The 26,645-nt window shown below is 39.8% G+C and carries 30 protein-coding genes and 1 pseudogene; 11 read left to right on the top strand and 20 right to left on the bottom strand.

The window, feature by feature from the left end; translation table 11 throughout:
- Positions 1–259: 259 nt before the first annotated feature.
- From AAEO50_RS03870 to AAEO50_RS03860, 3 genes are all read right to left on the bottom strand, one after another.
- Entirely contained in the window at positions 260–1,555 is a 1,296-nt protein-coding gene (locus tag AAEO50_RS03870; protein WP_341980859.1) for a hemolysin family protein, read from the bottom strand.
- A gap of 172 nt (positions 1,556–1,727) precedes the next feature.
- Positions 1,728–2,354, bottom strand: coding sequence for a LysE family transporter (locus AAEO50_RS03865; protein WP_341980640.1), 627 nt, complete (start codon positions 2,352–2,354; stop codon positions 1,728–1,730).
- A 259-nt stretch (positions 2,355–2,613) separates the two neighbouring features.
- Positions 2,614–2,859, bottom strand: coding sequence for a hypothetical protein (locus AAEO50_RS03860; protein ID WP_341980638.1), 246 nt, complete (start codon positions 2,857–2,859; stop codon positions 2,614–2,616).
- Between the two features lie 133 nt (positions 2,860–2,992).
- Between AAEO50_RS03860 and AAEO50_RS03855 the strand changes: the two genes are divergently transcribed.
- Positions 2,993–4,657 carry a ribonuclease J gene (locus tag AAEO50_RS03855; protein WP_341980636.1) on the top strand — a complete coding sequence of 555 codons (1,665 nt, stop codon included), beginning with the start codon at positions 2,993–2,995 and terminating at the stop codon, positions 4,655–4,657.
- Positions 4,658–4,700: 43 nt separating this feature from the next.
- Here AAEO50_RS03855 and AAEO50_RS03850 read toward each other — a convergent pair whose 3' ends face one another.
- Positions 4,701–5,105, bottom strand: coding sequence for a hypothetical protein (locus AAEO50_RS03850; protein ID WP_341980634.1), 405 nt, complete (start codon positions 5,103–5,105; stop codon positions 4,701–4,703).
- A gap of 164 nt (positions 5,106–5,269) precedes the next feature.
- On the opposite strand from AAEO50_RS03850, the gene AAEO50_RS03845 reads away from it, so the two are divergent.
- The 3 genes from AAEO50_RS03845 to AAEO50_RS03835 all read left to right on the top strand — a co-directional run bounded on the left by AAEO50_RS03845 (position 5,270) and on the right by AAEO50_RS03835 (position 8,828).
- Positions 5,270–6,514 (top strand): MFS transporter, encoded by a 1,245-nt coding sequence (locus tag AAEO50_RS03845; protein ID WP_341980632.1) that lies wholly within the window; start codon positions 5,270–5,272, stop codon positions 6,512–6,514.
- Between the two features lie 21 nt (positions 6,515–6,535).
- Entirely contained in the window at positions 6,536–7,900 is a 1,365-nt protein-coding gene (locus AAEO50_RS03840) for an amino acid permease (RefSeq protein WP_341980630.1), read from the top strand.
- Between the two features lie 88 nt (positions 7,901–7,988).
- Positions 7,989–8,828 carry a dimethylarginine dimethylaminohydrolase family protein gene (locus AAEO50_RS03835; protein ID WP_341980627.1) on the top strand — a complete coding sequence of 280 codons (840 nt, stop codon included), beginning with the start codon at positions 7,989–7,991 and terminating at the stop codon, positions 8,826–8,828.
- A gap of 107 nt (positions 8,829–8,935) precedes the next feature.
- Here AAEO50_RS03835 and AAEO50_RS03830 read toward each other — a convergent pair whose 3' ends face one another.
- The 5 genes from AAEO50_RS03830 to AAEO50_RS03810 all read right to left on the bottom strand — a co-directional run bounded on the left by AAEO50_RS03830 (position 8,936) and on the right by AAEO50_RS03810 (position 13,695).
- Complete coding sequence (locus AAEO50_RS03830; protein WP_341980625.1) at positions 8,936–9,406, bottom strand: YndM family protein; 471 nt, start codon at positions 9,404–9,406, stop codon at positions 8,936–8,938.
- Between the two features lie 207 nt (positions 9,407–9,613).
- Positions 9,614–11,005: a protoporphyrinogen oxidase gene (locus tag AAEO50_RS03825; RefSeq protein ID WP_341980623.1), complete on the bottom strand. Its 1,392-nt coding sequence runs from the start codon at positions 11,003–11,005 to the stop codon at positions 9,614–9,616.
- A 227-nt stretch (positions 11,006–11,232) separates the two neighbouring features.
- On the bottom strand, positions 11,233–11,559 hold the full coding sequence (locus AAEO50_RS03820; RefSeq protein WP_341980621.1) for a four-helix bundle copper-binding protein: 327 nt from the start codon (positions 11,557–11,559) through the stop codon (positions 11,233–11,235).
- A 313-nt stretch (positions 11,560–11,872) separates the two neighbouring features.
- Positions 11,873–13,033: a stage II sporulation protein P gene (gene spoIIP, locus AAEO50_RS03815; RefSeq protein ID WP_341980619.1), complete on the bottom strand. Its 1,161-nt coding sequence runs from the start codon at positions 13,031–13,033 to the stop codon at positions 11,873–11,875.
- Positions 13,034–13,197: 164 nt separating this feature from the next.
- Positions 13,198–13,695 (bottom strand): DUF1648 domain-containing protein, encoded by a 498-nt coding sequence (locus AAEO50_RS03810; protein ID WP_341980617.1) that lies wholly within the window; start codon positions 13,693–13,695, stop codon positions 13,198–13,200.
- 446 nt (positions 13,696–14,141) lie between these two features.
- Between AAEO50_RS03810 and AAEO50_RS03805 the strand changes: the two genes are divergently transcribed.
- A complete protein-coding gene (locus AAEO50_RS03805) occupies positions 14,142–14,357 on the top strand; it encodes a hypothetical protein (protein WP_341980615.1) in 216 nt (71 codons plus the stop codon).
- Between the two features lie 45 nt (positions 14,358–14,402).
- On the opposite strand, the gene mgtE is transcribed toward AAEO50_RS03805, so the two are convergent.
- Positions 14,403–15,761, bottom strand: coding sequence for a magnesium transporter (gene mgtE / locus AAEO50_RS03800; protein WP_341980857.1), 1,359 nt, complete (start codon positions 15,759–15,761; stop codon positions 14,403–14,405).
- Between the two features lie 106 nt (positions 15,762–15,867).
- On the opposite strand from mgtE, the gene crcB (AAEO50_RS03795) reads away from it, so the two are divergent.
- Entirely contained in the window at positions 15,868–16,278 is a 411-nt protein-coding gene (gene crcB / locus AAEO50_RS03795) for a fluoride efflux transporter CrcB (RefSeq protein ID WP_341980613.1), read from the top strand.
- Positions 16,278–16,637, top strand: coding sequence for a fluoride efflux transporter CrcB (gene crcB / locus AAEO50_RS03790; protein ID WP_341980855.1), 360 nt, complete (start codon positions 16,278–16,280; stop codon positions 16,635–16,637). The genes crcB (AAEO50_RS03795) and crcB (AAEO50_RS03790) overlap by 1 nt, the downstream gene beginning before the upstream one ends.
- Before the next feature lie 325 nt (positions 16,638–16,962).
- Here the strand turns inward: crcB (AAEO50_RS03790) and AAEO50_RS21385 are convergent, their stop codons facing one another.
- Positions 16,963–17,226 carry a YesK family protein gene (locus AAEO50_RS21385; RefSeq protein WP_425383150.1) on the bottom strand — a complete coding sequence of 88 codons (264 nt, stop codon included), beginning with the start codon at positions 17,224–17,226 and terminating at the stop codon, positions 16,963–16,965.
- A 110-nt stretch (positions 17,227–17,336) separates the two neighbouring features.
- Here AAEO50_RS21385 and AAEO50_RS03785 point away from each other — a divergent pair, with 110 nt between their 5' ends.
- Positions 17,337–17,969, top strand: coding sequence for a glycosyltransferase (locus tag AAEO50_RS03785; RefSeq protein WP_341980611.1), 633 nt, complete (start codon positions 17,337–17,339; stop codon positions 17,967–17,969).
- Positions 17,970–18,035: 66 nt separating this feature from the next.
- Here AAEO50_RS03785 and AAEO50_RS03780 read toward each other — a convergent pair whose 3' ends face one another.
- Both AAEO50_RS03780 and AAEO50_RS03775 read right to left on the bottom strand, forming a co-directional pair.
- Positions 18,036–18,608, bottom strand: a complete 573-nt coding sequence (locus AAEO50_RS03780) for a sugar O-acetyltransferase (protein WP_341980609.1) — start codon at positions 18,606–18,608, stop codon at positions 18,036–18,038.
- A gap of 105 nt (positions 18,609–18,713) precedes the next feature.
- Complete coding sequence (locus AAEO50_RS03775) at positions 18,714–19,604, bottom strand: diacylglycerol kinase family protein (protein WP_341980607.1); 891 nt, start codon at positions 19,602–19,604, stop codon at positions 18,714–18,716.
- 193 nt (positions 19,605–19,797) lie between these two features.
- Here AAEO50_RS03775 and AAEO50_RS03770 point away from each other — a divergent pair, with 193 nt between their 5' ends.
- On the top strand, positions 19,798–20,043 hold the full coding sequence (locus tag AAEO50_RS03770; protein ID WP_341980604.1) for a hypothetical protein: 246 nt from the start codon (positions 19,798–19,800) through the stop codon (positions 20,041–20,043).
- A 290-nt stretch (positions 20,044–20,333) separates the two neighbouring features.
- Here the strand turns inward: AAEO50_RS03770 and AAEO50_RS03765 are convergent, their stop codons facing one another.
- Positions 20,334–20,984, bottom strand: a complete 651-nt coding sequence (locus AAEO50_RS03765) for an RNA polymerase sigma factor (protein ID WP_341980601.1) — start codon at positions 20,982–20,984, stop codon at positions 20,334–20,336.
- Positions 20,985–21,072: 88 nt separating this feature from the next.
- Between AAEO50_RS03765 and AAEO50_RS03760 the strand changes: the two genes are divergently transcribed.
- Together AAEO50_RS03760 and AAEO50_RS03755 are read left to right on the top strand one after the other, a co-directional pair.
- Positions 21,073–21,504 carry a VOC family protein gene (locus tag AAEO50_RS03760; RefSeq protein WP_341980599.1) on the top strand — a complete coding sequence of 144 codons (432 nt, stop codon included), beginning with the start codon at positions 21,073–21,075 and terminating at the stop codon, positions 21,502–21,504.
- Between the two features lie 37 nt (positions 21,505–21,541).
- Positions 21,542–21,970, top strand: a complete 429-nt coding sequence (locus AAEO50_RS03755; protein WP_341980597.1) for a GNAT family N-acetyltransferase — start codon at positions 21,542–21,544, stop codon at positions 21,968–21,970.
- Between the two features lie 660 nt (positions 21,971–22,630).
- Here the strand turns inward: AAEO50_RS03755 and AAEO50_RS03750 are convergent.
- The 6 genes and pseudogenes from AAEO50_RS03750 to AAEO50_RS03725 form a co-directional block, all read right to left on the bottom strand.
- A complete protein-coding gene (locus AAEO50_RS03750; RefSeq protein ID WP_341980595.1) occupies positions 22,631–23,221 on the bottom strand; it encodes a kinase in 591 nt (196 codons plus the stop codon).
- Positions 23,222–23,278: 57 nt separating this feature from the next.
- The gene (locus AAEO50_RS03745; RefSeq protein ID WP_341980852.1) at positions 23,279–24,559 is read right to left on the bottom strand and encodes an NAD(FAD)-utilizing dehydrogenase; all 1,281 of its coding nucleotides are present in this window, start codon (positions 24,557–24,559) and stop codon (positions 23,279–23,281) included.
- A gap of 207 nt (positions 24,560–24,766) precedes the next feature.
- A complete protein-coding gene (locus tag AAEO50_RS03740; protein ID WP_341980593.1) occupies positions 24,767–25,264 on the bottom strand; it encodes a DUF4309 domain-containing protein in 498 nt (165 codons plus the stop codon).
- 30 nt (positions 25,265–25,294) lie between these two features.
- Positions 25,295–25,981 (bottom strand): HAD hydrolase-like protein, encoded by a 687-nt coding sequence (locus AAEO50_RS03735; protein WP_341980851.1) that lies wholly within the window; start codon positions 25,979–25,981, stop codon positions 25,295–25,297.
- Positions 25,982–26,025: 44 nt separating this feature from the next.
- Positions 26,026–26,145 (bottom strand): annotated as a pseudogene (locus tag AAEO50_RS03730) (helix-turn-helix domain-containing protein); the annotation flags it as partial.
- Positions 26,146–26,155: 10 nt separating this feature from the next.
- Complete coding sequence (locus AAEO50_RS03725) at positions 26,156–26,629, bottom strand: DUF2975 domain-containing protein (protein ID WP_341980591.1); 474 nt, start codon at positions 26,627–26,629, stop codon at positions 26,156–26,158.
- Positions 26,630–26,645 lie beyond the last annotated feature (16 nt).

The raw sequence follows: 26,645 nt of genomic DNA, 5'->3' as shown, positions 1-26,645 counted from the left end.
TGGATGGATTGAATGGACACCCACAGGAGTAAAAGAATTTCTAAGTTATACAGAAAGATGATTACTTCTGAAAAGACGAAGGCCTTTCTAATCTATAAAGGTCTAGATGAGAAGACAAAAGAGGAATTGCATATATTTATGAAAGATATAAACTCACCTCATTATGAAAAGCTAATAGATAAAAACAATCTAATAATTTAACCCACATATAAAAAGGAAAAAGGCTTGAATGATTCTAGCCTTTTTCCTTTTTTGTTGGTCAAACTAATTTCTTCACATCCAGATAATGAATATGATGTCCGTCACCCTCATGAACGGTAAATAGAAAACCGTTATCTGTTTTGATTTCCTTGTTTTGCTGATTCATGCATTCCTCAAGATACCACCCGCCGATGGTGTCGATACTGTCATGAAAGAAGTTGGTTTCAAGCAGATCATTTACTTCGTGAAGCAGCAGTTTAGCATCGATAATGTAATGGTCCTCCCCTATCTTCTGGATCTCTGGTATTTCATCTTCATCAAACTCATCCCTTATTTCACCGACGATTTCTTCGATTATATCCTCGACCGTTACTAACCCTGAGGTGCCCCCATATTCATCCAGGAGCAACGCGATATGTACACGTTCTTTTTGCATCTTTACGAGAAGATCATGGATAGGGATGGTCTCAATGACACGGATGATGGGAATGATGAATGGTTCAAGACTATCCCCTCCAATCTCTCTGACCATTTTGGCCGTCAAGAATTCTTTCACGTTGATAAACCCGTGTACATTGTCTTTATCTCCATCTTCTACAACGGGATAACGGGTATAATGTTCGGATGAAATAATTTCTTTCACATCTTCGAAAGTAGCCTCTCTGGAGATGGTCACCATTTCCGTCCGGGGAACCATGATCTCCCGAGCAATCCGTTCATCAAATTCAAAAATATTGTTGACATACTTAAGCTCGGATTTATTGATTTCCCCACTTTCATAGCTTTCCGATAATAGGATCCTGATTTCCTCTTCAGAATGGGCCAATTCACTTTCTGAAGCTTGGTTGACGCCAAATAGCCCTACAAATATTCTGGCCGATCCATTCAACAACCAAATAAATGGAAACATCACTTTATAAAAGAGGATGATTGGACCGGAAAAAAGCAGTGTGACCGCTTCTGCTTTTTGAATTGCGATGGTTTTAGGGGCCAGTTCTCCAATTACGACATGCAAAAATGTGACTAACGAAAAGGCTATACCAAATGATAATATTTGAGTCAGTGATTCACTTAATTGAAAATATTCAAAAATAGGATGCAGCAGCTTTTCAATGGTGGGTTCTCCAAGCCACCCAAGCCCAAGTGCAGTGACGGTAATACCCAGCTGACAAGCAGATAAATACTCATCCAGGTGTGAGACCACCTTTTTGGCTGATACCGCCCCTTTCTTCCCTTCTGTAATCAGCTGATCGATCTTTGACGTCCTCACCTTTACAATCGCAAATTCAGTTGCTACGAAAAACGCCGTCATCGCTATTAATAATACAAGCAGAAAGAGATTTAGTGCCATTATGTATCGTCCTACTCAGTAAGACGTCCACCTCCTGATTTAAAAATAAACTGAAGAAAAATGTAATAAGTCCATTGAATCTTATTCATTCCACTAAAGGATTGCTTTAATACCATACCCTCTAAGATAAAAGAAAAACGCTTAGAAAATGAAATGCTTACTAAGCGCTTTCCTTTTATAACAGTGCTTTGATTGCCTGTATGCCAAAATAAATTCCAAACCCGATCATTGATAAAGAAGATGCTGCTGAAATCACCTTTAAAAAGCCCGTATGAAATATATTTTTGGCAAGACTTGCTAAACTTGCCATGGTAAAATCCCATGATAGTATGCCTGCAATCATTGCACTGCTGTATAGAAGCAATTGATCATGAGTGAATTTGCTGGCAGTCTGGGCAAGCACGCTTCCATAGATTCCAATCCAAAAGAGGATGGTTAAAGGATTGGATATGGAAATCAGGAATCCTGAAAACAACGACCTTGAAAGGACCGGCCTTCCTCTCTGTTCACTATTCAGGTTGAATTCTTCTTTCTTTATCATGCTTTCAATTCCTGTGTATGTAAGAACAAAACATCCAAAAAACCACAAAAATGACCTCATGAATTCCATATCAATAAATTTGATGACACCGAGATAAACCAACAGCATGTAAATAACATCCGCTAGAAGTGCCCCTATACCAAACACACATGCAGAGAAAAAACCGTGCTTGAGCCCGTTATCCAGTTGAGCTGCATTGACCGGTCCGATGGGGGCAGCTAATGAAATGCCCAACAAAAAGTATGTAATCAGTGAACTCATGGTTCCCCTCCAAAATAAAGATATACTTCATCCTTATTCGGAAGAAAGTGCTTGTACCACTACTTTCAAAAAAACAAACTCAAAGAACGAATCCTTGAGTTAGAAAAATGTCTTGGCTATATTTTGGGTCTGCTTGCACTTTGTACAGGTTGCTTCTATTTCCAATGCGTCTTCAGTTAGTTTTTGAAGGGTTTCCTGCTTGCAATTCTTACAGTATTGGTGTTTTTCTACTCTTTTCAAACCAGAGATGCATCCTTTCCTATTGCAGTGATGCCTGCGTTTCCTGCAGGTGTCTAATCATTTCTCTTGCGTGTTTCACTTTAAGCGAGTCTGTTTCGCTAACATCTGCATCTTTTAATTCATGCAATAACTGATTTACATAAGCAATCAACTGCTGTGCGTGCTGATACTGTCCTGTATCGTTCAGTTCCTGTGAGTGATATACGGCAGCTTGTGCATGCTCGACCGCTTCACAAAGTGCTTTTACCTGCGATTCATATTCCATTCTAGTCCCTCCACTTTTACTATTAGGATGCAACGTTCAATGAAGAATATTCCTGTGACTTGTTTTTTCAACACTCATGAATCTGCTGCTCCCGGGAATAATATAGGCACCATATCAACGGGAGGAAACTACGATGAACAACTTACTTTCTATCTTTGCCCTTGGCGGCATAAATGAGATCGGTAAAAATATGTATGTCTTACAGTACGACGAGGATTTAGTAATAGTGGATTGCGGAGGGAAATTCCCTGATGAGAGCCTGCCCGGAATCGATCTTATTATCCCTGATATTTCATACCTTGAAGAAAACCGGGATAAAATCAGGGGGCTTATTGTGACACATGGTCACGAAGATCATATAGGCGGCATCCCCTACCTTCTGAAAAAAATTAACATCCCGGTTTATGCCACTAGGTTTACCCTTGGAATGATTGAAATAAAACTGGACGAACACCGCCTGATGAGAGATACAACCTTATTGACGATTGATGAAAGTTCTAATCTGCAATTAGGATCAATCGGTGTTTCTTTTTTCAGTGTGAGTCATAGTATCCCTGATTGTCTCGGAATCGTATTTCATACCCCTCAAGGCGATGTCGTCCACACAGGAGACTTTAAATTTGATTTAACGCCAATGAATCATCAGCGATCTGACTTGCACAAGATTGCAGATATCGGCAGGAATGGGGTACTTGCCCTGTTATCCGAAAGTACGAATGCTGAACGATCAGGACTTACTCCATCAGAGCAGATGGTGGGAGAGCATATGAATGAAGCATTCATTAAATCTGAAGGGAAGATCTTCGTTTCTACCTTTGCCTCCAATGTCAATCGCGTACAGCAGGTTGTAAATTCCGCCATCCTGACAAATAGAAAACTGGCACTTCTTGGCCTAAGTATGGTGAATGTCGTGGGGGTTGCCATGGAGCGCGGTTATTTGGATATTCCTGAAGGTATGCTTATTGAACCGAGGGAAATTGACACTCACGATCCCGGCAGGGTGGCGATTCTCTGCACAGGAAGTCAAGGGGAACAGATGGCAGCACTCGGCAGGCTTTCTTCTGGTCAATTCCGCGATGTGTCGATCCATCCTGGCGATACTGTCATACTCGCTGCATCTCCAATTCCTGGTAATGAAAAGGCTGTGTCAAGAATTATCGACAATCTCTTTCATTTGGGTGCAAATGTAATATACGGTTCTGGCAGCACTACCGGCATGCATGTTTCAGGACACGGATATCAAGAAGACTTAAAATTAATGCTGACTTTAATCAAGCCTGCTTATTTCATCCCGATTCATGGTGAAAACCGCATGCTCCATCACCATCGCATGCTTGCTGAAAGCGTTGGCGTTGAAGAAGGAAACACATTTATCATCAAAAACGGTGAAGTCGTCGACATCGAGAACGGTCTCGCAAGACAGACACGGTCTGTCCCTTCAGGCGATACATATGTTGATGGGGTAAGTGTAGGTGATGTAGGTTCGATTGTGTTGAGAGACCGAAAACAGCTATCAGAAGATGGAATGGTCGTCATCATCATAACCCTTAACAAGTCAGATCAAAGAATTCTTTCAGGGCCTGACACAATTACCCGAGGATTTGTATTTGTAAAAAACTCTGAAAGACTCATTCATGACCTGAATGCGCTGGCCGGGAAAGTTTTCAGCGAACTGCCCCAAGAAGAGCGCCGGCAGTGGAGTGTTATCAAACAAAGCATTAAGAAGGCTGTCGGCCAGTATCTCTTTAAGCATACTAAAAGAAAACCCATGATCCTCCCGGTGATCATTGAAATATGATTAAAAAAGCAGCTTACCTTATTTCGAAGGAAAGCTGCTTCTTTCATTTTATTTTTATCTTACTTCCTCTCTTCTCTACAACGAAGGTTTTCTTTTCACCAGATGCTAAACGACTGGATTTCATCTTCATTAATTCATCTCTCCAGGTGATTTTCACTACCAATACCGGTGTATTGGGCACATCTTCAAAAGATAAGCTTTCATTGTCTTTAACGTTCTTTCTTACCATATAGGAATTTAATTGAATTTCTGTCCCATTTGCTTCATACCCGATTACATCTGCCTTCACCGCATGAACTTTTGATCCGGTATTTTTCATCGTGATTGTCTGTCTGCCTTCTGGAATATTCGTAAAATCCACTTCCCACCTGTATGTTGCATACGCATACGCTCTATATTGACTCGTAAGCATAAAAAATATTGCTGCCAATAATAATATTTTTTTCATAGTACTTCCTCCAGCATATAGTATACTTATCTTTTTTCATATCATTAATAAATATTCTGATTTTTCATGGATGGAATTAATTAGCCAATCCGGCAGCGAATGATATTGGCCATATTTTCAAATACTTTAGTAGTAATCTATAGAATCCACTATGAGGTGTCGACATGAACGATCAATGCAGTAACGAAAATAAAGTCAGTAATTGGTGTGTTGTCAGCATGGCTTCCATTCCATTGGTAATGACTTTGGGAAACTCTATGCTGATACCGGTCCTGCCTATATTTGAAAAAAAGGTTGGCATTTCTTCTTTTCAAACAAGTATGATCATTACTTCTTATTCAATAGCATCCATCTTTCTAATACCGGTTGCTGGATATTTGTCTGATCGCTTCGGGAGAAAGATTGTCATTATCCCAAGTTTGATTCTTGCCCTGATCGGAGGGCTGATTGCTGGATATACGTCATGGAAATTCAATGAGCCGTTTACCTGGATCATTATTGGACGGGTTCTTCAAGGAATCGGTGCAGCTGGTGCAGCTCCGATAATACTACCCCTTGTCGGTGACCTTTACAAAGATGACGACGAGAAAACGAGTTCCTGTCTAGGTATCATTGAAACATCCAACACGTTCGGAAAAGTACTGAGTCCCATTCTCGGGGCACTATTTGCCGCGTTTTTATGGTATCTGCCATTCTTTTCGATTTCCTTTTTCAGCCTGATTTCAATCTTATTAGTTCTATTTTTTATAAAGGCCCCCAAGCAAAAAGAAGAGCCCGTAGAATTGAAAATTTTCCTTAAAAAGACAAAGGAAATTTTCACTAATGAAGGTAAATGGATCTTCACTGTGTTTACAATCGGCATTTTTGTTATGTATGTTCTTTTTTCCGTCCTTTTTTTCTTGTCTGACATTCTGGAGAAGACACACAACCTGTACGGGGTAAAGAAAGGGTTTGTGTTAGCGATTCCTCTCCTTGCCCTATGTATTTCTTCTTTCATCACCGGCAGAAAGATAAAAGGGGACTTGAAATTAATGAAAAAAATCATCATGTTCAGTCTGCTGGCCATTGCTGCAAGTGTTTCCTTCGTGGGGTTTGCCAGTGATCGTTTGATCATGCTCCTGGTAGTTACAAGTTTTCTTGGACTTTCAATCGGGGCACTGCTTCCTACCTTGGATGCGATTATCACTGAGAATATCGAGAAAGAGGAACGGGGTACGATTTCTTCATTTTACAGTTCTTCCCGATTTATCGGTGTAGCGGCGGGTCCTCCCTTGATGTCAATATTCATGAAAAATTTTCTTAACGGCAGCTTTATTGCTGCAGGAATAATCGCTCTCATCGTTTTGGGGATGGTAGTTATTTTTATCAAAGCAGAAGAAGGACCTCAATTAGAGGAAGCGACAATATAGTCTTTCGAAAGGATGGATGATATGGCAAATCAACCTGCTGGCTGCGCGAATTCAAATGGTTCTGATTCCGGTGGTAAAGGAAGCATGAGTTGGTGGCAGCTCTCTCTGCTTGGAGTGGGCTGTACGATTGGCACTGGTTATTTCCTTGGTTCTGCTATCGGAATCCGGCAAACGGGTCCATCCATTTTATTCTCATTTATCCTTGCCGCGATTGGAACGTATATTGTCTATAATCTGCTAGCGAAAATGACAACTGAAGATCCTCAGGAAGGATCTTTCTGTTATTACGCAGCGAAAGCTTTCGGAAAATGGGCAGGCTTCAGCTGCGGATGGAATTATTGGTGTTCCAACATATTGATAATGGGTAGTCAGCTGACAGCTTTAGCAATTCTTTCACAATTTTGGTTTCCAAGTGTTGCTCTATGGGTATTCGCAAGCGGATATGCTATTCTTTCACTGTTGATTGTTTTCCTCGGAACAAATAGCTTTGACAAAGCAGAAGACCTATTCGCCATTATAAAAACAGCTGCAATCATTATGTTTATTGTGATCGCGTCACTTGCTCTTTTTGGGGTGATCGAAGGCAATGGAAAGCTTCCGGAATTATCATTCAGCCATGAGGACCTGTTTCCTGAAGGCTTGAAAGGTTTATGGTCATCATTGATTTATGCTTTTTATGCATATGGGGGAATCGAGGTCATCGGGCTGATGGCCATGCAGTTAAAGGATAAAAAAGATGCTCCAAAAGCCGGGAATGTCATGCTTATGATTCTGACTTTTATCTATGTTGCATCTTTGGCATTGGCTGTATTACTCATTTCTTCAGATGCTTTCAATGATAAAGAAAGTCCATTCGTAACGGCACTGGGTAAATACAACCTCCCCTTCTTCCCTCATGTATTCAATGGGGCAATCATCATTGCAGGATTTTCAGCACTCACAGCTGCCCTCTTCGCCGTGACTAATCTGTTAGTTACTCTTGCCAAGGACGGCGATGCCCCTAAGATTTTCGAGAAGAAATTGAAGAAGCACAAGGACCTTCCCCTGCCATCACTGACACTTGCGACTTTAGGGCTGATTGCTTCAGTCGTCACCGCTCTCCTCTTACCGGGAAAAGTGTATGAATATCTCACCACAGCTGCCGGAATCCTGCTTCTTTACAACTGGGCATTCATCATTCTGTCGGCTTTTAAGATCTTAAAACAAAAACGATCAGGCATAATGATTGGTATATCGGGGCTGGCTCTTCTGCTCTCTGCTGTAACGGGTACAATCTTGGAGAAAAGTATCAGGTTTGGTTTTTATATTTCCTTATTGCTGGTGGCTGTGATTGCTGTCATAGCCTTTTTCATGAATAAGAAGTGGAAGAAGGATCACATAGTCTAGTAACCCCTTTATGAATGGTTCTTTTCGATATGAGCATTATAATTCAAAAGCAAACTTTTTAATACATTGTACCGCGGGAGGATTACCAATGAAGCAAAATCAAGTATGCTGCCACAATGAATTCACTGGATTAAAAAAAGTTATCTTGTGTCCACCGACCTTCATGAAAATTGTTGACGTGATTAATGAAACACAACGACGATATCATAAGGAAAACATCGATGTGGAAAAAGCTGTCTCACAGCATTCTAAATTACTGGAAGTTTTAAAATCCAACGGAATCGAAACTTATATACTGCCACCGAATGATGCATACCCTGAGCAAGTCTTCACAAGGGACATCGGATTCACAGTCGGGGAAACAGTATTCATCTCAGATATGAAAATGCCTGTCAGACAAGGTGAAGAAGGTGTATTGAAAAAATGGATGTCGGATCATGGACTGACATACATTGATCTTGTAGAAGATGAAACAGAGGGGGGTGACGTCCTTGTACATGGGAAGACGGTCTATGTAGGCTTGAGCAGCAGGACGACTCCAGGTGCAGTTGAAAGAATTCAATCACACCTCCCAAACCACGACGTCATCTCGCTTCCCATTCATGAAGATATTCTTCATCTTGATTGTATCTTTAACATCCTCTCCGACAGAGATGCACTTATCCATCGCGAAGGATTACTGAAAGAAGACGTTGAACGGCTCGCTTCCAAATTTAATTTAATCGATGTGTCCCGGGAGGAACAATTCACCATGGGAGTAAACGTCCTTTCAATTGGAAACAAGAAAGTCATCAGCCTGCCAATAAATGAGGAAGTGAACAGGAAACTTCGTGAACACGGGTACGAGGTAATCGAAGTAGATTTCGATGAAATCATAAAATCCGGCGGGTCATTCAGATGCTGTACGCTGCCACTGTTAAGGGAGTGATTGCATATCAATCAGCGCTGCTCTTTTGGTGACACTTCTCACCTCTGATGTGAATCCCTCATAAAAAAACCAACCCGATGAATTTCTCATCGGGTTAGTTTTATCTACTATTCCTTGTCTCTGTTTTTCAGATGAAATTCATCGGTAAGCTTCACAGGGAATTCAGGATGAATTTGCTCCGAAGTTTCTGTTTGATATTGAAGATTGACCGGAGCTTTTTTTACTCTGGATCGCTTTGGTAAAATATTACGCACGACATACCGGTGGAAAAACAACTCAAACACCATGAGCGCGAGAGCAGCCAGAATCGATCTTGTTAAGTAAGGGCCTCCTTCCGTCAAACCATCACTCATAAAGTATATGAGAATGAAGGCAAGGCCGAAATCAGCCAGGGCTGCAAGAGTATTACTGGTTCTCGGAAGAAGTATCAAGTCCCCCAGTATATATGCAATTGCTCCTAACACCAATGATAAAAGGAAAACATCTCCAACTGTAATCCCTTGAACTCCTGCAAGGATCAAATATAAAAGGACAAATGTCGCCAAAAATTTCAAGGCAAATGCTTTTACATGTTTCATGGACAATCCCTCCTATCCTTAGGTTTCTCTTTTTGAATGAGATTATGCCTTTACAGAGGAGGATGTTTTCTAACATAAACCTTATGGGATTATTTCTTAAATCAATGAAGCGTACATAAATCCCTAAAATTTTCTAAATGTATTATTTGGATAAAATTCATCAAGAAAAGCTTGAATCCCAATAATGGAATTCAAGCCCAATTTCACTTAACCATTCACTTTTTCAATAATTGCATTCGCCGTGTTTTTTCCATTCTGTATACAAGCGCCAATCCCCACTCCGTAATAAGAGGCCCCTGCAAGCAGCACATTCTGATATTTCTCTTGAAGAATCAATTGAAGCGAATCAACTGCCTGGCTGTGCTCCAAATGGTAGTTCGGCATCAGGTTTTTCCATTCCGTGACCATTACGGATGTTGGCATTTCTCTGATGCCCAGGCTTTTTGAAATATCAATAAGTGCGGCCTTTGTAAGGTCTTCTTTATTAAGTTCTTTTATCTCATCATAATGTGGGTTGGTACTTTTGTAGAATAATCTTACCAACAGTTCCTGATTCTGAGATGTGTGTTTCCATTTTCGACTTGTCCACGTACAAGCGTCGCACAAAACATCACTGTCATGCGATGTGATAAAACCAGTTCCATCTGCAGGAAGAAGATCATCCTTCACATCAAATCCAAGATAAATGCTGGTGAGTGAAGAATTTGTTAACTTCTCAAAATGATGATCCATAACGTGATCATTGATTATTTTTTGAGTAACATCATGTGTTGTAGAGAACACTACATAATCAGCATCCAGCCTCTTACCGTCTGCAAAAGTAAGCTCGTATTTATCTTCGTGTTTCTTCATTTCAACAAGTTCGGCATTTTTTAAAATGTCTGCGTCTTTTAAGACCTCTTCCATTCGATTAATCAGAGAAGATAATCCGTTTCGGAAAGAGATGAATTTCCCTTGGGAGGAACCTTTGAATTTTTCTTTATTTGCACCGAGACCTTTGATAATACTTCCATAACGGTTCTTATATTCCAATAGATATGGTAGTGTAGTCGACATCGTCAGGTCTTGTAGTTTTCCTGAGTACACACCCGATAATACAGGTGCAATTTGGTTCTCTACGAGTTCACTCCCAAAGAATGCTTCAAGAAATTCTCCCACTGAACTCTCTTTTGTAAAAGACGTATTAGGACTTTCCAAATCCTTAAGTGCTTCCCGCTTTCCTTCTTCTGAAACCAACGTACTTTCCATTAACGAATCGACACTCATGGGAATGCCGAAAATGGTATCTTCCGGAATTTTATGCAGCTTCCCGTTTGTGTATATGTATGAAGTGCCTGTTTCGTTATAAACCAGTTCATCTTCCAGCTTCAATTCCTCTATAAAAGGCAGTAAACCTTCACTTCTGGCAACTATAGAATCCGCACCCGTCTCCATGATAAAAGGTTGAGCTTCCACGGATTTTATCTTTCCGCCAAGCTCACCCTCACGCTCAACCAGTGTCAATTCCATATCAATGTTCTGTTCTCTTTTTACTTTATCAAGATGGTACATTGTCGTAAGACCTGTAACTCCCCCGCCGATAACAACAACCTTTTTCATCGTCCCACACTCCATATTCAGGTTTATATCAATAGCCTATCATTTTTTATTGTGAAATCATAAACAAATAGGTAACTTATTGTGACTTTTTATTGAAGGTTGTGTGTACGGAAACTTATGACAACACAATTGCATCCCTGATTCAGTCCACAAATACAGCAAAAAAATTTAAAGGCCCGTCCCTCAGTGCTTTAAAGCACTGAGGGACGGGCCTCCAATTGGGGTAATTATGCTATGTTCTTGCATGCTTCCGCGCACTTGAAGCAGGCATCTGCGCATTTTTGACAATGATCGTGGTCGTGTTTTTTGCATTCATTTCCGCAAGCTTCACATATTGCTGCACATACTGAAGCAAGTTCAGATGCGAACGGCGTACCTCTTACCAGAGCTTGTTCAAAAAATCCGCACATGTCTGAGCATTCGCGGTCCAAGCGGATGCAGTCCACCATCATTTTTACATCATCTTCGCCAAGGCATGCATCGTAACAATGGTTACAAGCCTCCATGCACTCATGTAACGTTTGTACTAATGATTGATACTTTTCGTGAGACATTAATTAGTTCCTCCTTGTATTCTTTATATTCATTCTTTATCCGGGTTTTACTCTTACTAAACAATTTTTCCTGATTTTTTAAAAACAGTTGCATATGAAATAATAACCCGGATAGTCTATAGTTTCCCGCCTTATTTGCAGAATTTATGCAAATAACATAAAAAATAATTTTTTTGCAGCTATTCTTATTCATCCTTAAACTGATAACTGGTTCTAAAATCGAGAAATCCTATTTTATTGTGTGGAAAACAATCAAGAATACGAAAAGGGCAAAAAAAAACCTGCCTGATTAAGCAGCTTTTCAAGGATATGCCTATCCATTCACCTCTACAACATCCTGCTTGTAAAACTCTGCAAAAATCTCTGCAAATGCTTCCGTAGAATTGTAGAGCTCGACTAAATTATTTTCTACACCACCGAATTCCAACAGCATGGCTCGTTCGGTCAAGTCCTGATTATAAACCCCGTTTCCTTCTGCTTTCGTTTTAACAAATACCCCTCGGCTAATGCCAGGGTATTTATTTTCAAGGGCGCTATTCAATTCTTTTGCGATAGCCAGATTCTTTTCGAAGTTTTTATTTTCTTTTCCAACGATAAAGAATAGGCGTGCATACTGTTTCCCATTAATTGTTTTAGTGGTGATTTCCCGAGGCTGTGAGTCACGATGGATATCGATCAGGTAATTGAGGTCATTATTTCCGGCAATCGCTTCCTGAACCTGCTCCCTTGATAATTTATAGGATTCATAATAGGTCCAGTTCTTTTCTTTCAATGCCTGCGTAGTATCTGTCTTATCCTGTACGGCACCTATCCCTCTTTTCGCAAGTTCTTGTTGAAGCTTTGACCCGATCGCAATGACGTTTACCTTTTCATTCGTACTGGCAGGATTTTCGGTTTGATTGTTTTTGATCAATGGGCTGAATGCTTCCCAGCTGTGGGAATGATAAATAAAGACAGATTTTTTATCAACTTCTTCAATGTCGTCTCCACTGTCGCCATTTGCACGGTCAATCTGATTCTGATCGATTTCCTGATTCTTCAATTGTTCCTCAGTCGGTGCCGGTGATTCAACAGGCAGGTTTGTAATATCAGTCCCCTTCCCGGCCACGGCAATTTGTGTATGATAATTTTCAATCCCCGGTATCTCTCTTCCAAATAAACTCCTGGCATCGAACAGCGAGACGTTCGTCACACTTTCTAGCCAGTCGAAATCAGACTGCACTTCATCTTCATTCATCACCCTTAGATAGGTGATCTCCTCAGACAAAAGCTTCAAAAGGGTTTCTTTCGGCACCATTTCGGATACTGTAGAGTAAAACAGCGTGTCCACTTTCAGTTTAATCGTGGTCGCTGATATGAGCCAGACAGAAAAATAAAGTAGAATAATTCCAAGAACAATCATTCTTGCTAAGGATTTCACGGTCACGAATACTAGAAGGGGAAGGGTGCTATCTTTTCTGGATTTATACGCCATGAATGAACTCCTATACTATAAGATTTACTAATTCACTATATGCGCGAATTGTGGAATATAGAATGCCCAGACATTGTTTCATACTTCTTTACCAGAGAGCGGAAGTTTTTTTAAAAGGGGAAATTCTGTCCAAAAAAAAGCCCCTCTTAACGAAAAGGGACTGGTCACTTTAACTTTAACATCCGGTACATAAATATTCCCAGTGTTCCGAAGATGACTGTGAGGAACAACGGCACGTCCCATACTGACTTAGCAGACATCTTCCCTATTGCAATATTGTTTATCTGCCAAGTGGTGAAAACGAAATATGCCATGATTTCCGTTTTCAAAACTGAAATCAACATAACCGCGTTTTTATATTGCCGTGCAGCGTTTTCTTCAGTAATCGTTACTAGATAATCAAAATGTTGTGGTGCTTTTTCCATGATAGTAAGTGCACCCCATACCGCAATACCGATTACCGGTAGTACCCAAATGAACCCTTTGTACCCCCAAGAATCCACCATACCATTAATATTGAAATGAATCGGTACACGGTCCGGCAAATCAGGAAAAATAAACAATATATATACGAAAACGCCTAACCAACCAATAGAACCGGCGAATGTAAGTCCGTTTTGCCATAGAGTTTTTTGTGTTTTCAATTCAGGTTGTTTTGCCATAACCTACTCCCCTGCCTTTATAGAAATAAAAAAAGATAAGAAGACTGTACAGATAGAAAGATTAATGAAAAACTGCTAACAAAAACATTCCGACAACGTTCATCATTTTTCTTGGGAGGGTTAGAAGAAAATTCACTTAAACTTTCAATTGATACGGCAGCTCATTTACTTTAAGAAACCCCATAATAGCAACCCTTATCTTACTTTACGACGGAGAAGGGAAAAAAGATTCAACATCTTTCTATATTTATTTAATATAAATAATTTCAATGCGCAATTGAATGAATTCCATTCGTTTTCCTCAATAGGTATATAAATAGTCTATTCTATGCTATAATGAATACTTAATCAAGATTAAATTATTTTGGGTCTTCGAGACTGTATTTAGTCAATCCCTCTATAATATAGAAGGGAGACGTTTTATGTCATTCGATACAATAGTACGAATGCTGAAAACTCAGGTGGATTTCAAAGAAAGTGAAATTGTTCACACTTTCACTTCGGAGGATCAGAAGCCTGTGTTGTCTGTTATCTACCACTTTGACACTGAAACGTTCTTGTTAACTTATATAGAAACTCAGCGAATAGAGAAATTCACAAATATCATTAAGTTGGCAGACATTATCGAACAGTACTTGAATCAACAGCCACAGGAAGTATAATATAAAAAAACCGCCCCGTTGCTTTCGTAACGGGGCGGTTTTGGGTTAGGATAACTTTGAAATGAATATGCTGGCAATGCCAAAATAAACGAGCAGTGAAAAAATATCATTGATGGTTGTTATGAGCGGCCCTGAAGCTACAGCAGGGTCGATGTTGAACTTATAGAGTACGAGTGGAATGATGGTCCCTGCAAGTGTCCCGATTATGAGTGTGATCAACAGGGAACTTCCAACCACAACTCCGAGTGTAAAGCTTCCTTGCCAAATAAACGCAATGATCGATATTAAAAATGCACAGCTGAGCCCGATGATGATACCGACCCATAATTCACGGAATATGAGCTTCATTACTTGTTTGATATCCAAATCCTGTGATACTAATCCCCTGACGACAACTGCTAGGGACTGGGTACCTGTATTTCCTGTCATACCGGCAATCATAGGCATAAAGAATGCGAGCGCCACCGCAGATTGCAGTGTATCTGAAAAACCATCAATGATGCTGCCGGATACAAGGCCGATCAGCAGCAAGAGGATGAGCCATGGCAAACGTCTGTACGCAGCTACGAACGGCTTTGTGTTAAAATCGATTGCTTTACCGGAAGCAGACAGCTTTTCAATATCTTCATTCGCCTCTTGAATCACTACATCAATAATGTCATCTACTGTGATGACCCCCATCAGTTTGTCATCGCCTTCAATGACAGGAATGGAAATGAAATCATAGCGGCTGATCATTTTCGCAACTTCCTCTTGATCGGTATGAACATCAACCTTAACGACTCTTGTAAACATGATATCTTCAATTTTATCCTGCATTTCGCCAAGCAGGAGGTCTTTATACGACACTACCCCGACCAGCTTTTTTTCCTCATCAATCACGTAAAGATAATTCAAATACTCTGCAAGCTCGGCAAAATCCTTCAGTTTATCAACCGCTTCCCTCACCGTATAGTGCTTCGATATCCACACAAAGCGGTTATTCATGAGGCGGCCTGCTGTTTCAGGGGGATAGTTCATCATGTGCTGAACCATATCAGATTCTTCCTGCTTCATTTCGGATAACAGTTCTTCAATTTGTTCCGGTTCTAGGTCGGATAAAAGTGTGGTCAAGTCATCATTTTCCATCAGATCAAGCACCTTGGTCGACTTTTCAATTCCTAGTTTCTGAAGGACCTCCAATTGATCCTCTTTGTTTAATTCTTTCATCATTTCTTTAAGCTGAGCTATATTCAAATATAGAAGAAATTTATTCCGATGTTTTGCAGGCAGATGCTGATATTGCTGAGCCATGTCATATGGCTGCAACTCGTCCATGATTTCCTGAAATCCCCGTTTCTTTCCTTCTTTTAAGCTTTGGATAATTTGAAGTGTCAATTCGTACTCTGAAGGTGATGCTGCCATTGATTTCAACTCTCTCTGCATATATTCGTCATTGATATAATACCCAATCTCACCCATAATGAACATGAATAAGTAAAACAATTCTAAAGAAAAGAGATGCATCGTTTTGCAAAATTATATACTGTTAGGACTGGCAGGTGCCATCGGTTCTCTTTCGAGGTTCTTTCTAGGGACCACCGTTCATTTCCAGTTCCCTTACCTTTTCCCACTTGGTACATTGCTCGTTAATCTTATCGGCTGTTTTCTATTAGGATGGATGACCACGTTCCTATTTCAATTTAATAAACTGCATCCTTCCACAAAGGCAGCACTGGGCACAGGCTTAATAGGTTCATTTACCACGTTTTCGACTTTCAGTGTGGAGACAATTGAACTGATTAGGCATTCTGAGTGGTTAACCGCTTTTCTATACATGATATTAAGCATGACCGGCGGACTTTTTATGTCGTGGGCAGGCTTCAAAACAGGCAGCTATCAATGGAATCGGCAGCATTCCGTTTTGGAGGATGATGTTTGATGTTACTTCAAGGGATCATGATCGGGCTTGGAGGGTTTTTCGGTGCAATTAGCCGATATTGGCTCGGTAATTGGTTTATTACACATACGTCCTCTCAATTCCCATTTGCAACCTTAACAGTCAATCTAATCGGTTCATTCTTATTAGGATATATAGTCGGTGCAGGGTTGGATGGTCCACTATATTCATTCATTGGGATTGGATACCTCGGTGCTTTTACAACTTTCTCTACCTTTAAGCTTGAGACCGTACAAATGCATGCAAGCAAGAAGTGGAAGCTTCTTGCTGTTTACCTTTTCACAAGTTATACATTTGGCATTCTCTTCGCATTTGCTGGTATGTGTGCAGGCAGCGTTTAATTTTCTAGTTTAAATATTTATTTCCAGAAATTTTATATATAAAAATAGCAAAAGTGTTCCTTAGTCTTGAGGAACACTTTTGCGTTACGAACAAATAAGGAGGTACTCTTGTCTATACGGCGGAAGTATATAGACGAGAAAGCTTGTTCATGGGCAAAACCGAATGAAGTTTTCTTTCACGGTGACTAAAGGATTTTTTTAAGCCGTTATGGAACAACCGCATTCTTTTTTGCCGATTTTTCTGTTTCTCTACTTCACTATATGTACAACCCTGCCCCCGTGTGCAGACAAGCACTTCTTTTTCTGAAAATGGTCAAACGCCTATTTATCTTCTGTTTTGAAATAGTATATTTAAGAAAAATATAAAGATTAAACATGTGATACAAAATAGCAGCACATACACAGCCATCACTGATATACCGAGCCCCGTCCAGCCCCCAATTAAAAAGATAGATACCGGAATGGACAAGATAGCAGCAATCATTAGTCCGAAGATTATCCTGAAAGGAAAATAACTGTTCAGTATTCCCTTCATCTGGAGGATATACAAAACAAATGATAACAGAATGGCACTTCCTATTACGATCATCACAAGGGTGCTTTGCATAGGATACTTCCTCTCTCATGTTATTTTTCTGGGAATCAACTCATTTTTTTAGTAAATACTACAACGTGAATACTAAAAAAGGAGAAGATGAAATGAAAAAATTTTTGATTGTATTCACAGTCATTCTAATGACTTTGAGTATGACTGCCCAGGTTCCAAAAACTCAGGCTGCCAAAGAGCAATGTTTGAGTTCAAATGCTCTGAAGCTTAAAGAAGACATGCGAAGTCTTTGGAATGATCATGTCATTTGGACTCACAACTATATTGTCAGTGCTGTTGACGGTTCCGAAGATCAAGAAATTGTACTTAATAGACTGCTTCAGAATCAAAAGGATATTGGAAATGCCATCAAACCTTACTATGGGGAAAAAGCAGGTAATCAACTGGCTGATTTATTGACCGAGCACATTGTCATTGCCGGTAAGATCGTCGAGGCCGCAAAAGCAGGAAATCAGGCAGAAGCGGAGAAATTCAATAAAGAATGGTACAGAAATGCTGATGACATCACTGCATTCTTGACCGAAGCAAACCCGAATTGGTCTGAAAAAGAATTGAAAGATCTCTTATATATGCACCTCGATTTTGTCACTAAAGAAGCAGTAGCCCGTATCAGTAAAGATTGGGTAAAAAACATCCAATCATTTGATAACGGACGAGCTCACATCTTTCATTTGGCCGACGCACTTTCTAAAGGATTAATTAAACAATTTCCTGAAAAATTTTAGACTAGAAAAACGCTGAAATGATTTAGACTTTCAGCGTTTTTTTATGTATATTCGCTTGAGCACCCATTAATTCGGATCGTTAAAATCGATTTCTTTTATTACTCTCGCTGGGTTTCCTCCCACAATTACATTTGAAGGTACATCTTTGGTCACGACAGCTCCAGAAGCAACCACCACATTGTCTCCAATCGTCACACCTGGATTAATGATAGCCCCTCCGCCAATCCAGGCGTTATCACCGATGGTAACCGCCTTTCCGTATTCTGGTCCCTTGATCCGTTCATAAGGATTGACTGGATGAGCTGCCGTATAAATATGGACACCAGGAGCGAGCATGCAGTTGTCTCCAATACTTACCTCACAAACATCTAGAATCACACAATCAAAATTTGCAAAGAAGTTGTCCCCGACATGTATGTTATATCCGTAATCACATCTGAAATTCGGTTCCATATAGGCTTTTTCCCCAGCAGAACCGAACATTTGATCTATAAGCTCTACCCGTTTATCATATTCTGTTTCAGTTGTTGAATTAAATTGTCTCACCAAGTATCTTGCACGTTCACGGTCTTTCATTAATTCTTCATCCCACGGCTTGTATAATTCTCCCTCTAACATCTTTTGTTTCTCCGATCTCATGCTTTTCATCCTTTTCTTAAGGTTTTACACTATTATATTAACATAAAATCCCAACAAAAAAGATCGAAATCATAAAATAGATTTCGATCTATCAACAGACTCCCCTTATTCCGTTAACGGTACCATCACCTCAATATGACTCGGTTTAATACCAAGGGTGATCGGGAGCTTCTCGCCTTCCTCTCCGTCCACATTGGTGACTAAATTTTCCCTGGAAGAAACTCTTATGTTTCTAGCCGTGAAGTACAAAACATCTTTATTCTTCTTCAGTTTACCCGTCAAGATGGAAGTCAATATCGCAGGGAGTTTCAGGACATTAATATCTTTAATGATGTAACAATGCAGGACCCCGTCATCTACATCTGCATCGGGAGCAAGGTTTTCAAAGCCCCCTATCGAATTGGTTAATGCAGCCAGAAATAATAACGATTCCCCTTCCCATTCCTCTCCATCATGCTCAATTGACAGTGGGTAGGAAGGGTTCGAAGCAAGGGTTTTCATTCCTTCCACCACATAAGCAAGGGGGCCAAGCTTCGTTTTCTCCTCAGGTGAAACATCATACGTAGCTTCTGCTATAGCACCCACAGCAACGATATTGACAAAATAATCAGCGTTGAAGGTGCCGATATCCACTTTGCGGGTCTGATGATTTCTCAGCACGTCGATTGCTTTTTCCGGATCTAATGGAATATTCAAGGCTCTCGCAAAATCATTCACAGTCCCCATTGGAATGATTCCAAGCTTCGGCCGGTGTTGTTCATCAATCAGTCCATTAATCGTCTCATGAAGCGTACCGTCTCCTCCAAGCGAAATAACAAGTTCAAATTCATCCTTGCAAGCCGATTGACAAAACTTTGTCGCATCCAGCTCCTTCTCTGTCTGACTGACACTTACCTCATATCCTTGCTGATTCAAAATCCCCTCTAATTCTTCAACATAATTGAGCGCTTCTTCTTTACCCGAAGAAGGATTTACAATTAACATTGCTTTTTTCATCTTTCTTCCTCCTATGTACGTTCCTAATATATGTATTTATACCTCAAACTGGATTAGGGGAAACATTTGAGAAAAGCATGACTTTAAATATTCATTTCTCTTCCGACATCTACCGAACCGAAAAATGTTTACCGCCTTATTTTTAAGGTTAAACCTTAACCAATTCCTTTTTTAAACTAGGAGGTTCATCCTTATGAAACCATCAGATAATCAAAACCAGCGTAAAGGCACACAATCCAGGGATCAGGACTATCATGATTTGATTCTATCAACAATCCAGACATGCGAGTCTCTATCGATTAAGCCAACCATCTCTATGTTGGTTGATTTTTCAGGATTATCAGAAGAAAAGATACTTGAAATCATGGAGAATTACTATAAGAAAAACTCATCTACAGAGAAATTAAAAAAACTGAATGACGACAATGGAACTCTTTGATCCTGAGATTCTTCCATAAGTGTGAAAAGAGTGTGCACCTCATCTGGTATCACACTCTCTTCATATGAAATCTTATTCCATCTTTGTAAGAACCAGCTGATCTGATATAATCCATTAAGTTAATGTGCCAACCGATACTATACACTCCCTCCTTTACCTTGACTTTACGAGTAAAAAAATCGATCAGGCAAAAAGCCAGGTCGATTTTTAGTGTACCCTTATACAACGGTAAAATTCTTTTTATACTCACGTCTAAACATTCGGTTTCACCTGCCTTAAATAGGTAATTTTCAGCAAATGATTTCCAATATATTTCCATCTAGATCAACTACATGCATGTACCTGCTTCCAGAAACTCTGGATAACGAATAATTACGTGATTCGAGTAGTCTGCAGAGAGCAAATAGGGATGCTGGATTACTCTGTTTTATCGCTCTGGTTAACTCGAGAATAAGTTCTTTATCAGTCGGTTGATGGTGAATAGGCGGAGTATCCTTGCTTAATTTCTTTAATCGGGATCTTGATCGTGATAGAGCCGTTTTAACCGATTCATCAGTGACCCTAAGCATGGCTGCGATTTCCTGTGAATGATATCCGAAGACATCTTTCAGTGTGATAAGAATCGCCTGGCGGACCGGCAATTTCAAGAGAAGTTCTTCGACTATGCTCTCGCACCCGGTATAATCTACTTCATATTGATGGAGTTCTTCCCTGAAAGTAGCCACGGCTTTTTTCTTTCTTTGTTCGTCTATAAAAAGGTTTTTTGCAACAGTGTACAGAAAACTATTAGTGAACTCTCTTTGAGGATCAGTCTTTTTAATCGTATACACCTTGATCAGAGTTTCTTGAACTAAATCCTCTGCCGTCCATTGGGATCCAGTCAACATTAAACTATAACGGTATAGCTGTGCCATTGTTTTATCCATGTTATCGAAAATCACATTATTCCTCCAATTTTTTTGAAAGATGTAACTTTTCTTTCACTATTTTCGTTATTAAGTTGAATTCAATTATGTAAGGAGTGTTTGTATGTTCAAAGTAGGAAGCGTATTTGTTCCGGTAACAGACTTAAAAAAATCAAAGAAATGGTATGAAGAGCTTTTAGGTGTTAAATTGATTGATGAATGGGATGGCGGCGCAGGTTTTTACTTTCCTGACAGCCCCACTCAGCTTGGGTTGGTTCAAGTGGATAAACCCCAGCCATCAGAGTTTACAATAAAGGGAAACAAGAAAAATTCATATTATAACTTTCTTGTAAAAGATATTGACGAAGCTCACTCTCATTTTAACAGAAATAATGTTAAAACATCTGAAATCGATGAGTTTGGTGGAATGAAATTCTTTGATTTCTTCGATCCGGACGGGAATCCCTTCAGTGTAGTGAATGAAGTGGAAGATTCGCCTTTTCACAGGGATGAAGTTAAAAAATTGCAGGAAAAGCATTTATCTACTCAGGGATGACTTGGGTAATCATAACACGAAACGAAGGAGGGGGATTATGTCGATTATTAGAGAATTGAGTACGGAAATGGATTGGCTTGAAGCCTACCCTGTGATGAAACAGCTCAGAACTCATTTATCTCAGGAACGATTTCTCGAATTAACAAGGGAAGCCACAAACTCTGAAGGGTATAAGCTTGCTGCTCTTTATGAGGAAGGAGAAATCGTGGCTGTCACAGGATTCATGCCTATGATCACATTATATAACGGAAAATTCATCTGGGTATGTGATCTTGTGACAGATTCGAACGCGCGTTCAAAGGGGTATGGGGAAAAATTGTTAAATTACGTAGAGACATGGGCTAAAAATAATGGCTTTGATATCATCTCACTTTCCTCCGGACTGCAACGACTTGATGCACATCGCTTTTATGAAGATAAAATGGATTATATGAAAAAAAGTTATGTGTATTTGAAAGAACTGTGAGCCTGGGCAGAACTTATACTCCACAAGCTAACGACGAACAATTTCAGTGTTTCTCATTACCGCTAATGATTTCCGTGCAAGACTTCGCTTTCCGCGGGTAGCCCGTGAGCCTCCTCGTCGCATTCGCTCCTGCGGGGTCTAACATTAGCTACTCTTCCCGCAGGAGTCTTCGTCTTGCACTCCAATCAACCGCTGGAAAGAGTTAACATCCAGATGTATATTTATATTTGAACAAGTTAAAAACCCGAACGAATTAGACTCTTAGAAAGACTAATTTGTTCGGGTTTTACTTAGACTTAGACACTTTTGTCCCAGCCTCATTTTATACATTTTAATAATCTTTCACTCAGATCATCCCTAAATGTGTATATACACAAGGCGCATTAGGCTTATCCTGTTTGCTTACCATATTTAAGTGAACGGACTGTGAGAAACGAAAGTATCATATACATGAAAACCGTCAACATCCCACGAGTGAAAGAGTATTTGAATAGGTTATATAGACTATATCCGCCCCATAATAGAATGGTAATCAAAAACCACTTTCCTCTCACGGGATTTCTTCTATGCATTGACAGAAATATCCCTAACGCCAGCGTCATGCTTATCGCATGAGTGATAAACAATAATACGCCCATCATCACTCCCACCCTACTTTCCCTATGTTTTAATCACAATATCGGCATGTTCCATGGGCTGTAAGTTAAGCAAGTAATAATCTTCTGCTTTCCAGTAACGATTTTTGAATTTGTCCATTTGTGTTTGTGTGGATTTGCTCTCTCGGTTAAATCGCGTCTCTCTTTCACAATCTAAATAGATGATATAATCAAAATATCCTTTCCACTCTTTTCTTTGAAGGAATACTCCTTCAATAAAAATCACCCCGTTTGAAGGTAATTTTAGATCTTTCCGAAACTGAATATCCGATTCACCATCATAATATTGAAGTGTCAATTCGGAAGAAACTTTTAGTTTTTCAAATAGATTTACTGTTAGACTTTCTACATTCCACTGTAAATAATAATACTCTTTCCATTCATCAAATCCAGTATTATATCGTTTATTGCACCTTTCTATGAAATCGTCCATATGTAAACATACATACTCGATATGATTTTCTTCAAGCATCTTTCCCAACTCATTAACATAAGTCGTTTTACCTGACCTGCTTAACCCATCAATGCCAATCACGCTAAGCCTCTCACTATTGCTCTGTAAAAAGTTTTTTAAACCGATATTCTCTTCAAACATCTCTTCTTATCCCCCAAACCCTAAGCAATTGGATAATATTAATCACTTATAGATCATTTAGTTAAATGCCAAGTGGTGTCCTAAATATATACCGGAGGCTGCAGCCTGGGAGAGCGAGTGTGTAACTCCCGAACAATCACCGATTAAATAAATACCAGGAACCTCACTTTCCAAATATTCGTTCGTAGAGAGCTTCGGTTCATAAAACTTCGCATCTAGTCCGTAGATAAGTGTATCTCTATGAATCTCTTCATCTATTAAACCTTCTAATGCACCTAAAAAATCGATCAATGCCTCTCCATAAAGAATAGGGGCTTCTTTTCGTGCATCCCCCCATTCAGCCTCCATGGATGGCTCCACTTCATTATGGGCAAGTGTTTCTGTTTTCCTTTTCTTTATGAAATCTCCTAGCCGTTGAACAACGATCCTGTCTTTTCCGTAGTTGATTCCTCCGATGACACTTTTTGCTACATCCAAGGCCTCTTCGTATGAAGAATAGTATTGAGGAACAAACAACGTGAAATTTAGATTTGCACTCGGAGTATCTTTCTCAAGTGCATTTTGACCATCAGGCATGACCAGTCCGTTTTGATATTTCCGTATGATTCTGCCACGGGGATTCATGCAGTAGGTAGTCGCTTGATAATGATCAGTTTCGATTTTCAACTTTGTTTCGAAGGTGTCCTGCAGAATAGACTTGAGCTGATCACCTTTCATCTCCACCCTGTATCCCATATCCAGTCGGGTCTCCCCCGGATAGACGCCAAATGACTCCATCAAGCTTTTAAGCCAGATACTGCCGCTCATTCCGGTGCCTACCACTAAGCGGCCGGTCTTGAATCTCCCCCGATTCGTGTCAAGGTCAAATCCATTACCGGTCTTTTTAACAGATTCCACCTTTGTTTCAAATGTAAAAGAAACCCGTTCTCGCATGATTTCATACATTTTCTGAAAGATTTCATGCGCTAAACCTGTTCCTAAATGCCGCACCTCCGTCGATAGGACATGCAAGCCTAGACGCTCTGCTTTCTCAGATAGAAATACATTCTTTGTGCTGTATTTTCCCCTGGCGCTGCCGCCAAACTGACAAAGGATCTCATCCACTTCCTCCATCAAATGAAGTGCATGATTTTCTCCGATTTTCCTATGTAGTTCACCGCCGAATGCGTTCGTATAATTGAATTTTCCTTCTGACTTTCCAAGTCCAGCAAAACCTGCGTACTTACTGCACGTTCCTTCGCATGTACATTCATTGCCTTCGTCGAGACCGCACACTCTATTTTCTAACTCTTTTCCAATATCAATCATATGTATTCGTGCATCCTGATTCTTATTCATTAACGTGTACGCGAAGAAAATACTGCTGACCCCTGCACCAATTATTGTAATATCATGCTGAATTGCTTCCACTGTCACACCTCACCACTGAGTTCAAAGAATTTAAAACACAAAAAATTCAATCTATTTAATACTAACATAACGTCCCTAATGCACAAGTGACCCGTCCTTCAATGCATTAAAGCAAAGCGGGACGGGCATTTGAATTCAGTTGATTTTTTCGATGATTGTTCCAGTAACTTTATTTTCATAAAAGCTGAATTCTATGTTGATGCGGTGTTGCTTGTCGAAATATCCGATGATGTTTGCTCCTGTGTCGGTTCTTTCATAATAATTCGGACCGTATGTTTCAATAACCTTTTCACTGGACTCTCCTGCTGTGATTCCTCTGTGTGAACTATGGTTCTCTGTAAAGAAATAACGAAAAACTTCTTTATCCTTGAATCCAAATTCTATATCTTTGTATACAAGATATGTAGTCTTCGGTTTTGAAATTTCATGTGTTTTTTCAGGGAGGCCGAAACGTTTTAAAACATCTTCCTTCTTTGAAGACAATGAAATTGAATCCACCGTTTCTCCTGAAAGGTCAGTACTTTCTACTTTCTCGTAGAAGTCGCTTTTCTCATTTGCACTAAGTTCATAACCCGTCATTAGGATAAATGCACTTATAATAACAAAGCATACCACCATATGAAACTTCTTCAAATATCTCTCCCCCCTTAATATGAAAAAAGCTTATATAGTAGCATCCGCAGTGTTTACTCCATCACGAAAAGGAAAAAGTTTTTTTAATTCCCCTAAATCATTTACGACTGCATCAGCCTTTACAAGCTCTTCCTCTTGAGAAAAATCAAAGCGGCATCCAACAGATATCAAACCATTATCTTTTGCCGCCTTGATATCAGAAAGCCGGTCACCGATCACTGCAGCTTTATTTATCGAATGTTTCACCAAAATCATTTCAACCAAATCTGATTTATGTAAAGATTGAATTTGATCTATGCTGAATGTTTCATCCACCCAACGATCCAATCGGAAATGATGCACAATTGCATGCAGATAGGCTGACAACCCATTACTTGCGATGAATAGCTTCAATTGTTTTTGTTTTAGAAAGGTTAAAACTTCGATTACATGTGGATAAAGCGCACCGTTTCCTTGTTGAATGTTTTCAATCAGCCTTTTTTGAAAATAGTCATTTATATTTCTCCTCACATCCTCCGAGTGGTCCGGTAACAACACTTCCCACACTTTGGGTAGCGGAACACCCATAATTTCACGGTACTTCCCAATCGGGGTTTTCCCTTCCCACATTCCGATTGACCGCAAGCTTTCAAATGCATCTTCCAGAGACATTTCCAGTATTTGATTTGTCTGAAATAACGTCCCATCCATATCAAAAATCATAGCATCAAGCTCCATAAAATCTCCATCACCCTTCTGTGTCACTATTAATTTCGAGTTTATGCCTTCCCCTTTTTCAGGATAGACAGAATTTCCATTGTGATCCCGACTTTCTCAGTCAATACAGTCACAGTTATTTTCCTCTTTGCAAGCATGACATCGATATTGATCATAATGGCCATTGTCTTCACTTCATACAATCAAATCATTTTCGGATTTGAATTCGAGTGCGTGACCTAAAAGGCCCTGCAATACTGCTGCAAAAACAAAAATGGTCACTGAGGTAAAGATGATGACAATTCCAATAAGGGCCACACCAGGATGCAGCGCCTTCTGCGAAGACAGAAATAGTGCACCTGAAACATACAGCAGGGTAATGACCAAGGCATTTATTTTGATTTGGCTTAGGCTCTTTACTGCTTCTTCAGAGAATGCATCTTTATTTTCAATGAGTCTCAATAGTTTGAATGACTGGTAAAGTGCAAGAAAAAAAGGAATCTCGGTCATGAATAAGCCTAGCATTACCGGCCACTTAAGATAGGCAAACTCAGGATTGGCCGTCGTCGAGAATGCTGCAAGCTTAGGTAATCCAAATACACTCAGCCCTAAAACTACCAGCCCGATCAATAAAACTGCTGACTTCAAAAATAGTGTAGTTACTTTCATCATGCACCCCATTTTT

The sequence above is a fragment of the Rossellomorea oryzaecorticis genome (assembly GCF_038405515.1).
Classification (GTDB): domain Bacteria; phylum Bacillota; class Bacilli; order Bacillales; family Bacillaceae_B; genus Rossellomorea; species Rossellomorea oryzaecorticis_A.
The sequence above is the reverse complement of the archived record's forward strand: the minus strand, read 5'-3'. Positions and strand labels throughout refer to the sequence as shown.